This window comes from Komagataeibacter melaceti, from assembly GCF_003403295.1.
In the GTDB taxonomy this organism is placed as follows: domain Bacteria; phylum Pseudomonadota; class Alphaproteobacteria; order Acetobacterales; family Acetobacteraceae; genus Komagataeibacter; species Komagataeibacter melaceti.
The window spans coordinates 84,337-96,717 of record NZ_QUWV01000045.1; the positions used below are offsets into that span (position 1 = coordinate 84,337).

General features: G+C 66.4%; 8 protein-coding genes. 3 read left to right on the top strand and 5 right to left on the bottom strand.

All coding sequences use genetic code 11. The features are described from left to right. Positions 1–89: 89 nt before the first annotated feature. The 4 genes from DY926_RS06290 to miaB all read right to left on the bottom strand — a co-directional run bounded on the left by DY926_RS06290 (position 90) and on the right by miaB (position 4,081). Entirely contained in the window at positions 90–998 is a 909-nt protein-coding gene (locus DY926_RS06290) for a hemolysin family protein (protein ID WP_116702589.1), read from the bottom strand. Further along, complete coding sequence (gene ybeY, locus DY926_RS06295) at positions 995–1,507, bottom strand: rRNA maturation RNase YbeY (RefSeq protein ID WP_116702590.1); 513 nt, start codon at positions 1,505–1,507, stop codon at positions 995–997. Before ybeY ends, DY926_RS06290 begins: the two co-directional genes overlap by 4 nt. Before the next feature lie 52 nt (positions 1,508–1,559). Beyond that, positions 1,560–2,615: a PhoH family protein gene (locus DY926_RS06300; RefSeq protein ID WP_116702609.1), complete on the bottom strand. Its 1,056-nt coding sequence runs from the start codon at positions 2,613–2,615 to the stop codon at positions 1,560–1,562. An 86-nt stretch (positions 2,616–2,701) separates the two neighbouring features. After that, on the bottom strand, positions 2,702–4,081 hold the full coding sequence (gene miaB, locus DY926_RS06305; protein ID WP_241503088.1) for a tRNA (N6-isopentenyl adenosine(37)-C2)-methylthiotransferase MiaB: 1,380 nt from the start codon (positions 4,079–4,081) through the stop codon (positions 2,702–2,704). 452 nt (positions 4,082–4,533) lie between these two features. On the opposite strand from miaB, the gene DY926_RS06310 reads away from it, so the two are divergent. From DY926_RS06310 to DY926_RS06320, 3 genes are read left to right on the top strand one after another with little or no spacing between them, the layout of a single operon-like run. Next, on the top strand, positions 4,534–6,474 hold the full coding sequence (locus DY926_RS06310) for an autotransporter assembly complex protein TamA (RefSeq protein ID WP_116702592.1): 1,941 nt from the start codon (positions 4,534–4,536) through the stop codon (positions 6,472–6,474). Next, complete coding sequence (locus tag DY926_RS06315; protein ID WP_116702593.1) at positions 6,474–10,682, top strand: translocation/assembly module TamB domain-containing protein; 4,209 nt, start codon at positions 6,474–6,476, stop codon at positions 10,680–10,682. Before DY926_RS06310 ends, DY926_RS06315 begins: the two co-directional genes overlap by 1 nt. 48 nt (positions 10,683–10,730) lie before the next feature. Next, positions 10,731–11,915, top strand: a complete 1,185-nt coding sequence (locus DY926_RS06320) for an MFS transporter (RefSeq protein ID WP_241503086.1) — start codon at positions 10,731–10,733, stop codon at positions 11,913–11,915. Between the two features lie 20 nt (positions 11,916–11,935). On the opposite strand, the gene DY926_RS06325 is transcribed toward DY926_RS06320, so the two are convergent. Then, positions 11,936–12,283, bottom strand: coding sequence for a zinc ribbon domain-containing protein YjdM (locus tag DY926_RS06325; RefSeq protein WP_116702595.1), 348 nt, complete (start codon positions 12,281–12,283; stop codon positions 11,936–11,938). Positions 12,284–12,381 lie beyond the last annotated feature (98 nt).

Genomic DNA, 12,381 nt, shown 5'->3' on the forward strand with positions numbered 1-12,381 from the left:
CGAGTGTAAAGAGGCGGGCGGCCTGCGTAAATCCATCCGCCCGCCGGGATGCGCGCCACCGGGGCGCGGGTATCCCGGCGGGGCGGGTGTCAGGTACTTTCCTTGGGCGGCAGCCGCACGCGCACGTTGCGGATGTGGCGGGCATCCGAATCCAGAATACGGAAAACCATGCCACTTTCATGGGTTACGATTTCGCCCCGCGTGGGCACATGCCCGGCAAGGCGGAACACGAGGCCGCCCACGGTCTCGATTTCGGCTTCCCGCTCATCGCGCGTCAGGACGGGGCCGACCTTTTCCTCAAACGTGGCGACGGGGGTGCGGGCATCGACATCCAGCGTGCCATCGGGCCGTTCACGGATCATGTTGACGGTGGGTTCGTCATGCTCGTCCGAGATGTCGCCCACGATCGTCTCGATCAGGTCCTCGATGGTGACAAGGCCGTCAATCCCGCCGTACTCATCAATCACCAGCGCCAGATGCACGTGGCGCAGGCGCATCTGCAGCAGCAGGTCGAGCACCGGAAGCTGCGGCGCCACCATCAGCGGCTGGCGCAGCAGCGGCTCCATGCGGAAGGCCTCGCTCGTGCCGACATAGGCGATCAGATCCTTTACGTGGATCATGCCGACAATGTCATCGAGCTGCTCGCGATAGACCGGCATGCGGGAATGGTTTTCCCGCCGCATCATGGCCAGCGCCTCATCAAGGCTGATGCTGACCGGCATGGCCACGATGTCGGCGCGCGGGATCATCACGTCATCGGCGGTGATGCCGCGCAGGCGCAGCACGTTGGCCAGCAGGGCACGCTCCTGCCGGTCGAGTTCGGAGGAGCGGGGATCACCTTCCTCCGCTGCCTCATCAGCTTCCTTGACCAGCGCGGCAATGGAATGGCGCAGGCCCTGATCGCCGCGTTTGCGGCTGAACAGTGACAGCAATCCCTTGCCGCGCGATCCGGACGGAGGTTCCGCGCCGTCCGCCGCATCCGTGCCGGGGCGGCTCATGACCGTCGCTCCCGCGCACCGGCCATCCGGCCCTGCTTCCATGGGTTGGCGACGCCAAGGCCGGACAGCAGGCGGGCTTCGCACATTTCCATCTCCCGCGCCTCGCCGGGGTGGTGGTGGTCATACCCGGCCAGATGCAGGACGCCATGAATGACCAGATGCGCCAGGTGTGCGGCCATGTCGCGCCGCGCCGCCCGTGCCTCGCGCCGGACGGTCTCGAACGCGATGATGATGTCACCACCCCACACACCGCCGCGCGCCTGCATGGGCGCGTATTCGAATGTCAGGACATTGGTGGCCTTGTTCCGCCCGCGATGCCGCCAGTTCATCTGCCGCACCAGACGGTCATCCGCCAGTACGACCGTGACCGGCCCGTGGCAGCCGGTGGCCGCCAGCGCCACGTCCACCGCGCGCGTGACCAGACGGACGGGGTGGCGGACGGCGCGGTTCCAGCGCCTGTCCGCCACGGTTACATCGGGTTCGTCCATCCCGGCCGGAAGGACGGGCATGGTCGCCCGTCCCGCTGCATCCGCGACCCCGCCATGCTGGGCGGGGCCTGTGCTACTTCGAGGTTTCATCGTTCTCCTGCTGCGATCGCGCGCGATGCGGGCGGTGTTGCGCCCCGGCACGCTGATCGTAAGCCTCCACTATACGCGCCACCAGCGGGTGACGCACCACATCACGTGATTCAAAACGCATCATGCCGATCCCGGGCAGGCCGTCCAGTGTTTCGACAGCTTCGCGCAGCCCGGATGTCACGCCGCGCGGCAGGTCAACCTGGCTCAGGTCGCCGGTAATGACCATGCGCGTGCCTTCCCCCATGCGGGTCAGGAACATCTTCATCTGGGCGGGGGTTGTGTTCTGCGCCTCGTCCAGAATGACAAAACAGTGTGCCAGCGTGCGCCCGCGCATGAAGGCGAGGGGCGCGACCTCGATCTCGCCCGTGCCCATGCGGCGGATCACCTGATCGCCCGGCATCATGTCGTGCAGCGCGTCATAGAGCGGGCGGAGGTAGGGGTCGATCTTTTCCTTCAGGTCACCGGGCAGGAAGCCCAGCCGCTCACCCGCTTCCACCGCGGGGCGTGACAGCACGATCCGGTCCACCTGCCCGGCCTGGAGCATGGCCACCGCCTGCGCCACGGCAAGGTAGGTCTTGCCCGTGCCCGCCGGGCCAAGGCCGAAGACCATTTCCTGCCGGGCCAGCATGGCCATGTAATGCCCCTGACCGATCGAGCGCGGCACGACGGGGCCGCGGCGGGTCATGATGCTGGGCAGGTCCGCAAGCGAGGGGGCGGCGGGAATGACGGGCGTGCGGACATCTTGCATGGCGGGCAGGTCCCCCGTGGCGGCAGGTGGGGCGGAAAAGGCGTGGGCGGCCAGGCGGATGGCGGTATCGACGGCGGCGGTATCCACCGTCTGGCCCGCGCTGGCGCGGCGGTAGAGTTCAGCCAGCGTGCCCTGTGTCAGTCCGACCCGTTGGGCCGCGCCGCTAATGGCGATGCGGTTGCCACGGCAAGACAGCCGGACATCAAATCCACGTTCAAGGTGCAGGAGATGACGGTCGTGATCCCCCACAAGCTGGGCCAGAAGCGCGTTATCCTCAAACTGCATGGTCACGGTGCGGTCGTTCGCCACCGTGTCAGCGGGGGTACGTCGCCCGCCAGTGCGGCGGGGGGCGTGGAGCGTGGATTGTGTCTGTTCTCTCAAGCCCTGTCTGTCTCCTCTGTCAGGACACCACCAAGGGAGTTGGTGTATGTATGGCGGATGTCCACATTGGCCACCCGGCCGATCAGGCTGTCCGGGCCCTCCACATTCACCGCCTGCAACCACGGGCTCTTGCCCGAAATCTGGCCTGGCTTGCGCCCGCGCCCCGTAAACAGCACGGGTGTGACCCGGCCCACGGTTGCATCGTTGAATGTATCCTGTTGCACGCGCAGGATGGCCTGAAGTTCCTGCAGGCGCGCATCTTTCACGTCTTCGGGCACCTGTGCGCCCGCACCGGCTGCGGGCGTGCCGGGACGTGAGGAATATTTGAAGGAATAGGCCTGCGCGAAGCCGATGTCGCGGATCAGGCGCATCGTGTCGGCAAAGTCCGCATCCGTCTCGCCGGGATGGCCGACAATGAAGTCGGACGACAGCGCAAGGTCGGGCCGCGCACTGCGCAGGCGGTCCACCAGCACGCGGTATTCATCGGCCGTGTGCCCCCGGTTCATGGCAGCCAGCACCCGGTCGGAGCCGGACTGCACCGGCAGGTGCAGGAACGGCATGAGCTGGGGCAGGTCGCCATGCGCGGCGATCAGGTCATCTTCCATGTCGCGCGGGTGGGACGTGGTGTAGCGGATGCGTTCGATCCCCACCTCATCGGCTAGCACGCGGGCCAGGCGCGCCAGCCCCCATGTGCCGCCATCCGGCCCCTCGCCATGATAGGCGTTGACGTTCTGGCCCAGCAGCGTGATCTCGCGCACGCCAGCGGCGGCCAGCCTGCGGGCCTCGGCCAGCACGGCGGCGGCGGGGCGGCTGCTTTCGGCGCCGCGCGTATAGGGCACGACGCAGAAGGAGCAGAATTTGTCGCACCCTTCCTGAATGGTCAGGAACGCCGCACCACCAGCAGGGGCCACGCGCTCGGCGGGCAGGAAGTCGAATTTCTGCTCGACGGGGAAGTCCGTCTCGATCACCGCACCCGCCGCGCGGGCGGCGCGGGCCACCATTTCAGGCAGGCGGTGATAGGTCTGCGGCCCGAGCACGATATCGACATAGGGCGCGCGCGCCAGGATTTCCCGGCCTTCGGCCTGCGCCACACAGCCGGCCACCGCCAGTACCGTGTTCATGCCGCGGGTCGCGCGCTCCTCCTTGACCAGACGCAGGCGGCCGAGCTCGGAAAAGACCTTTTCCGCCGCGCGGTCACGGATATGGCAGGTGTTGAGGATGATCATGTCCGCCGCATCCGGCGTGCCCACGGCTCGGTAGCCCAGCGGGCGCAGGACATCGCTCATCCGTTCGCTGTCATACACGTTCATCTGGCAGCCCCATGTTATGACATGCAGCCCCCTGGCGGACGGTGTCACGGGTTCGGGCTGCGCCATGCCGGGGCGGGGAGAAAGGCTGTTCACGGGTCAGGTATCCTTGGGCATCGTCACGGGGGGCATCATCGCGGGCATCAACCCCGCTAACGGGCGCAACACATCGTAGCTCGCGCGCGTGCGGTCAAGAGCCCTGCCGCCGATATGCCAAGGAACAAATGGCCTGCCCATCCGCGCTCCCGGTCCATCTGGTGGGGGTGCCGGGCGCGGCAACCCCTTCCTGCCGTGCCTGATCATGCGCGCCGGGACCGGGGGGTTGTCAAGTCAGGATACCCCGCACGCGACGGATTGCCACATAATGTAACCCGATTGCGCATAGGCTCGCCATATTCGCAACTTATTAAGGACACATCGTTAATATCGGTTTGATCATGCATGCCGGGAATGGCAGACATAACAAAGTGGGACCATAACCGCACGGAAGACAGGAACAGGGGCGGCACCGTTTGACAGGATTGCGTCATCTCCGCATGGCATGCCGCGCGACTGCGCGTGCCAGGCACGGCGCCGGTTGTGTAGGTCTGTATGCGGTCACGATGTTTTTCCTTGCCCTGCTATGGGCGGGGAAGGGCATGGCAGCGGACCCGCAGGCCTATGTCACCACCATCCGGCCCACGGGCAATGCCGATCTTGATGCGGCGCTGCATGCCTCGTCCGACCTGCTTTCGCTACAGAAAACACAGGCAGTCAGCCCTTTTGCCCTGACCGGGCGCATCCATAACGACTATTCCCGCCTGATCAGCGCGCTGGAAAGCTATGGCTATTACGCGGGCGCCATCACCATCGCCATAGCCGATGGTGGCGCCAGCCATGACGGGCGCGACCCGGACCTGCCGGAATGGATGCAGGCCATACCGGCAGGGCACAAGGCGCAGATCACCATCACGGCCACCCCCGGCGTCCAGTTCACCATCGGCACCGTAAGCCTTGTGCCGGACAAGGGCGATGCGGCGGTGCATCTCAATACCGATGAGGCAGCGGCCTTTGGCATGAAGCCGGGCCTGCCCGCGCGGGCGGACAGCGTGCTGGGGGCAGGTGCAACGCTCCAGACTGCCCTGACGGAGGAAGGCTACGCCCTGGCGCATGTCGGCACGCCGCAGGCATGGCTGCGGCCCGACACACACACGCTGGATGTCGCCTATACCGTGCATCGCGGGCCGGTGGTCAATCTGGGGGCGTTCGATTTTGCGGGGCTGCAGCGCACGCACCCGTCCTATATCGTCAAGCGCCTGACCATTGCGCCGGGGGAGCTGTACCAGCCATCGCGCATCGAGCGCGCGCGGCAGGACATTGCCTCTACCGGGCTATTTTCCGATGTGCAGGTCAACCATGGCGATACGCTGGCGCCTGATGGCACCATGCCGCTCGATTTCTCCTTCCGCGAGGGCAAGCGCCACAGCGTGGGGGCGGAAGGCGGGTATTCAACCGACCTGGGTGGCCGCGCGGGTGTAACGTGGTCGCATAACAACCTGTTCGGCAATGCCGAGCGGCTGAAGCTGACCGCGCTGATCACCGGGCTGGGCGGCACGGCCGAGCAGGGGCTGGGCTATGATTTCTATGCCGACCTGATGAAGCCCGATTTCGGCTCCCGCCAGCAGAACATGAGCGCACGCATCGAGGGAATTCGCCAGTTGCTCTATTCCTACCGCCAGACGGCGCTGCTGGCGCGCATCGGTATCGTACGGCATGTCAACCGGCGCTGGAACGTGTCCTTTGGCGGGCAGATCGAGCAGGAACAGATCCAGCAGATGAGTAACGACAACAGCTACTTCATCGTGTCGCTGCCGCTCTCGGCCAATTATGACGGAACCGGCGTGGACAACCCCATCACCCCCGCCACGCACGGGGTGCGCATCGGGGCGAACATCACGCCCTCGGCCTCGCTGACCGACGGGACATCGTTCTTCACCATCATGCAGGCCACGGTCTCGACCTATTTTGACCTGCGCCACCTTGGCCTCTCGCGCCCCGGCCGCAGCGTACTGGCCTTTCGCGGCACCATCGGTAACGTGGAAGGGGCCTCGACCTTCGCCATCCCGCCCGATCAGCGGCTTTACGCCGGTGGCAGCGCCACTGTGCGCGGGTACCGTTACCAGGGCGTGGGGCCGCAGTTCCCCAATACGCGCTACGCCATTGGTGGCACGTCCATGGATGCGGGATCGTTTGAATACCGCCAGCGCATATTGCAGAAATTCGGGGCCGTGGGCTTTATCGATGCAGGTCAGGTCACGGGTGACCATGTGCCGTTCAATGGCACCGTGCGTGTGGGCGTGGGGGCCGGGGCGCGTTATTATACGCCCATCGGGCCGGTGCGGCTGGACGTGGCCGTGCCGCTCAACCGTCCGCCGCGTGGGGACAAGTGGGAGCTGTATGTGGGGCTGGGGGAGACATTCTGATGCCTGAGCCGACATCCACGCCCCAGCCGCCCCGGCCATCCTCCCGCCGCCGCACCATACTGCGTGCGGTCGCCCTTGCGCTGGGGATTCCGCTGGGGCTTGTCGTCCTTGCGCTGGCCATGGTGCTGGTGGCGGCCAATACCGGCATGGGCCAGCGCGAGATCGAGCGCAGGCTGCCCGGCCTGACCGGTGGCAGCGTGCATCTGGCGGGGCTGGGCGGGCGCTTTCCCGATGCGCTGCATGTCCGGCATCTGGAACTGGACGACTATCGCGGGGCATGGCTTTCGATTGATGACCTGCAACTGGACTGGTCGCCCCTGCGGCTGCTGACCCGGCATGCGGTCATAAGCAACCTGTCCATGGCGCGCCTGTCCATCCCGCGGCTGAGCGAGGACGATCCCGCCCACCCCCCGAAGCCTGAAAAGCAGTCCGGCGGCACCGTCCATATGGGCGTGGACATCCGCGCCGCGCATGTGGCGCGTATCGAGGTGGGGGCGCCCATTGCCCGTATCCCGGCGGTGTTCGGTCTGGACGGGCATGCGCGGCTGGACGACATCGCGCCGGTTCTGGACCATTTTTCCATGGCGACCCTGCCGCCAGCCGATATCGCCCTGAACCTGACCCGGCTGGACCATCCCGGCCATGCCGAACTGAACCTGCGGCTGGACCGTAAAAACGTGGCCGCGACCCTGCGCGCGCATGAGGGGACGGACGGGTTCATATCCAGCCTGACCCGGCAGGAGGCACTGGCGCCGCTGGACCTGTCGCTGGACCTGAACGGCCCGCGTGATGACACCCGGATTGCCCTTGTGCTGGCCACGGGCGTGGTCCATGCGCGTGCCGATGGCCGGATCGGGCTGGGTAACCAGCATATGGCGCTGGATGTCACGGCCAGCAGCAATGCCCTCATGGTCGGAGGTGACGCAGGCTGGCAGGGGGCGAAGCTGGCGGCCCATCTGGGCGGGACGGTCAACCGCCCCACGGGCAGGGGATCGCTCGACATCGACCGCCTTGTTTACAATGACGCCGGTTTTTCCACCCTGCATCTGGAGGCCGAAGGGCTGGACAGCCCGGGGCAGGCAAAGCAGGAAGACGCGCGCGTTCATGCCGTTGTGGACGGCCTGCGTATTCCCGGCCAGCAGCCGGCCCTGTTCGCGGCAGCCCCGCTTACGCTGGACCTTGTCTGGCACCCCGATGCCCCGGATGGGCCGGTTGACCTGTCACTGGCGCATCCGCTGGTAAATCTGGCCGGGCAGGTCACGACTGCCCGGTCCATGGCGGCGCGTTTCCATGCCGACCTGCCCGACCTTGCCCCGCTGGCGGCGGCGGGTGGTGCGAAGCTGCATGGTCATGCCGGGCTGGATGGCAACGTGACCCTGCCAGCAAAGGGGCGGGAAGGGCGATTTGGGATCGACAGCCATATTGTTCTTGATGGCGGTATGCCCATCGCCGTGGGCCTGATCGGGGACAAGGGGCACCTGAACGTGGGCGGCACCATCACGACCGACCGGCATGGCGGCAGTACGGTGGTCTTTTCCGCGCTCACGCTTGATGGCGCGACGCTGGGGCTGGATGCCACACCCACACGGCTGGTGACCGGTACGCCATTGCAGGTCGATGCCACAGCCCATCTTGCGCTGTCGGACCTGCACGTGCTTGCCCCGACCCTGCATGGCCGGATGCAGGCGGACCTGCGCGCCCTGGGGCCGCTCAATGACCTGATGGCCAGCATAAAGACACAGGCCAGCATCGCCGCGGGCAATACGGCGGCGGATGATGTGCAGGCCAGCCTGCGCATGGAGCACCTGCCGCAGGTCAGGCAGGGGGTGCTGGATGTTTCGGGCACGGTGGACCGTGGGCCCATTGCCGTATCCGCCCATCTGGACAGTGACGGCGCGGACAGCCGCCACCTGCTGGTGGACCAGTTGAACTGGAAAAGCCTGACGGGCAAGGCGGACATGACCCTGCCAAAGGGGCACTTGGTCCCCTCCGGCACGCTGGACCTGCACATGACGCGGCTGGCGGACCTGCGTGACCTGACCGGGCAGGATGTGAGCGGCCACCTGTCGGCCGTGCTGCACAGCACGAGCGCCACCGCCACGGCCCCCGCCGCGCTGGATGTGAATGTGGACAGCGCGCTGAACGCGGCCATGGCGCAGATCGGGCGGCTGGTGCTGCGGGGCAGGGTGCTTGACCCCGTCGGCGCGCCGGTGAGTGATCTGGACCTTGTGGTGGATCAGGCCCGTTTCCGCGATATGGGGGGGCAGGGCCATGTTGTGGTGAAGGGGCCGGTCTCCGCGCTGAATGTCACGGCGCAGGTGGGGGCGAATACGCCATGGACCGGCAGCGCCACGGTTGATACCGCGCTGCTGGCCAATGTGTCCGCCCATTCCGTGGCCCTGAACCGGCTTGTGGCGGCAGCGCGGGGTGAGCAGGTCCGGCTCGAAGCACCCGCCAGCATTACGTATGGCAAGGAAACCAGCATCGGCCACCTGCGGCTGGGCGTGACGCCGCCGCACGGGATGGCGGGCAGTATCGAGGCGGATGGCCGGATCAGCCCCACGATGGACCTGCATGCGGTCATCAGCCGCCTTTCCCCCGACCTGCTGGCACCGTTCATGCCCGGGCTGCACGCGCAGGGCACGCTTTCGGCCGAGGCACGGCTGACAGGCCCGACCGCCAACCCATCGGGCAAGGTGAGCCTGCATGGTACGGACCTGAAATATCATACCGATTACACATCATCCCTTGCGCCTGCGTCACTGGACGCGACCGCCAGCCTGACTGTGGGCATGGCGCAGGTGGATGCGCGGGTTCAGGCCGGGAGCCAGATCAATCTTGGCCTGCGCGGGACGGCACCCGTCAACCGGACCGGGCAGCTCAGCCTCCAGGCCGAGGGGAATGTGGACCTTGCGGTATCCAATGCCTATCTGGGGGCCAAGGGCATGCAGGCAGGCGGCAACCTGCAGGTTGCCATGGGGGTGCGCGGTACGCTGGGCCAGCCGCGCCTGAACGGCACGCTCATGCTGGCAAATGGCCTGTTTCATGATTTCGGGCAGGGCGTGCAGCTTTCGGCCCTGCATGGCACCGTCAACGCGCTGGGGGACAGGCTGGAAATCTCATCCCTGACCGCGCAGGCGGGCAAGGGCACGCTTGCAGCATCAGGCAGTTATGGCGTGCTGCAGCCCGGCCAGCCGATCGACCTGCGCATCCATGCCGATAACGCCCGCCCGCTGGCCAGTGACCTCATTACCACGACACTGGATGGCGACCTGGGAGTGAAGGGCATGCTCTCCAGCCGGATTGATGCGACGGGCGACATAAGCCTCAGGCGTGTGGACATCAACATACCCGATTCCCTGCCCACTTCGGTTGCCCATCTGGACGTGATCCGCCCCGGCGATGAGAAGAAGGCCGAGCAGGAAGCCCATACCTCCTCCCTCGTGGTGGGGCTGGGGCTGGATGTGCGCTCACCGGGGCAGTTCTACGTGCGCGGCCATGGGCTGAATACGGAAATGCACGGGCATATCCACGTGGCGGGCACGGCCACCGCGCCGGTGGTGACGGGGGCGTTCTCGCTGGTGAAGGGGGGATTCTCGCTGGGCGGGATTTCGCTCGACTTCAGCAAGGGGCAGGTGGGCTTCAACGGCGTGGGCGTGACCCATGCGATCGACCCGACGCTGGATTTCGTGGCCGAACGCAGCACGAATGACGGCACGGCGCGGCTGAACGTGGGCGGCTACGCCAGCGCGCCCAAGATCACGTTCTCCTCCACCCCGCCACTTTCACAGGACCAGATTCTTGCCATCCTGCTGTTTGGTACGGATTCGCAATCTCTGTCAGCCACGCAGATGGCCTCCATCGCGGCAGCGGTGGCGACGCTGAGCGGCGGGGCCGCCTTTGACCCGCTGGGCATGGTGCGCAAGACGCTGCATCTGGACCGGTTGCAGATGAGCAGTTCCTCCAACGGGTCGGGCGGTAACGATACCGGGGCGATCGAGGCCGGAAAATATGTGATGCGGGGCGTGTATGTCGGGGCCAAGCAGGCCACATCGGGTTCCGGCACACAGGCGCAGGTGCAGGTTGACCTGACCAAGCGGTTGAAATTCAATACAACCGTTGGCACTGGCGGCAACGTGACCGGCTTTACCACCCCCGAAAACGACCCCGGCAGCAGTATCGGCCTGCTGTACCAGTTCAAGTACTGAGGGCGCGCAGCCCTGTTCCACCCGTGGGAAATGCATTACGATCCCGCGATGATTGTTCACGTTACGGCCCGTGGCGGCCTGCTTCCCATCATGCTCGCCATAGCCAGCGGCATGCTGGCTATGGGCATGGCGCTGCCAGCCCTGCCGCTGGAATTCCAGTCCCGTTTTGCAAGTGGCACAACACTTATTGGCGTCGTGATGGGCATACAGTCCGCCGCCACCCTGCTGACACGGCCCTGGGCGGGGCGGATGGCGGACCGGCGCGGCGGGCGTGATACGCTGCTGGCCGGACTGGTCTGCACGGCGGGTTCGGGCATGGCCTACAGCCTTGCCCTGCTGCCGGTGCTGTCGCCCGCGACCCAGCAGGCCGTGATCGTGGCGGGCCGCCTGCTCATGGGGCTGGGTGAGGGGCTTATGGTAACGGGTGGCGGCGTATGGGCCGTCATCATCGCCGGGCGCGCACGGGCGGGTGCCGCCATGTCGTGGGTGGGGTTCGCCATGTTCGCCGGGCTGGGCATGGGGGCGGCGGCTGGTGATGTGATCGAGGCACATGCAGGGTTTTTCACGCTCTGCCTTGTCGCCATCGCCCTGCCTACAGGCGGCGCGCTGCTGACCGTGTCGCAGCCACCGTCACCACCACAGCATGATGGCAGCCACGCAGGCGCGCGGTGGAAGGACCTGATCGGGCATATATGGGTGTGGGGCCTGACGCTGGCGCTATCCGCCATCGGGTTTGCCGCGATTTCGTCGTTTCTGGTTATCTTCTACGCGGCGGAGGGCTGGCATGCGGGCGGTTGGGCGCTGGCCGCGTTCGGGGTGGGGCATATGCTCGCCCGTATCGTGGGCACCCGCCATGTGGACCGGCATGACGTGCGGCCCATGGTCGCGATCATCATGCTGACGGAAGCCGTGGGGCTGGCCATGATCTGGCTGGCGCCGGGACCGCTGGGGGCGGCGATGGGCAGCTTCCTCGGGGGGCTCGGGTATTCGCTGACCTATCCGCTGCTGGCCGGTCCGGTGCTGCGGCAGGTGCCCGCGCGGTTTTCAGGCTCCGCGATCGGGTTGTTCGATGTGTTCTTTGATATTGCGGCAGGCTCCGGTGCGGTGTTTTCCGGCCTGCTGGCCGGGGTGGCCGGTCCACGCAGCCCGTTTGCGCTGGCCATGGTGGCGGCCCTGGCCGGGGTGGCCATCATGGCGGTGGTGCCCCGCCCGCAACGCGCCGGGGCGGAGTAGCGCCTGCCGGAAAGCCGGCGTTATGACTTCTTGACGAATTCCGACTTCAGGTTCATCGCGCCGATGCCGCTGATCTTGCAGGCGATGTCATGCCCGTCGCCACCATCGGCCAGGCGGATGTTCTTCACCTTGGTCCCGCCCTTTACGACAAGGGATGACCCCTTGACCTTGAGATCCTTGATCACGGTTACGGTGTCCCCATCGGCCAGCACGTTGCCGTTGGCGTCCCGTATTACCATGTCATTGCCCGGCGCGGTGGCGCTGTCCTGCGGGTTCCATTCATGCCCACATTCGGGGCAGGTCCACAGGCTGCCATCGGGGTAGGCATGTTCGCAGCCACAGGCGGGGCATTTGGGGTCGGCATCCATCTCTATTTCATCTTTCATGTCGGCAGGGTACGCGGGTGTGCGCCCTGCCCATAGCAAAACCGCCGGCACAGGGGCCGGCGGGCAGGGTGGGTCAGGGG

Coding starts and splice junctions, on each gene's coding strand:
- DY926_RS06320 (WP_241503086.1), top strand. CDS start 10,731: ATGATTGTTCACGTTACGGCCCGTGGCGGCCTGCTTCCCATCATGCTC.
- ybeY (WP_116702590.1), bottom strand. CDS start 1,507: ATGCCCGTCCTTCCGGCCGGGATGGACGAACCCGATGTAACCGTGGCG.
- DY926_RS06325 (WP_116702595.1), bottom strand. CDS start 12,283: ATGGATGCCGACCCCAAATGCCCCGCCTGTGGCTGCGAACATGCCTAC.
- miaB (WP_241503088.1), bottom strand. CDS start 4,081: ATGGCGCAGCCCGAACCCGTGACACCGTCCGCCAGGGGGCTGCATGTC.
- DY926_RS06315 (WP_116702593.1), top strand. CDS start 6,474: ATGCCTGAGCCGACATCCACGCCCCAGCCGCCCCGGCCATCCTCCCGC.
- DY926_RS06290 (WP_116702589.1), bottom strand. CDS start 998: ATGAGCCGCCCCGGCACGGATGCGGCGGACGGCGCGGAACCTCCGTCC.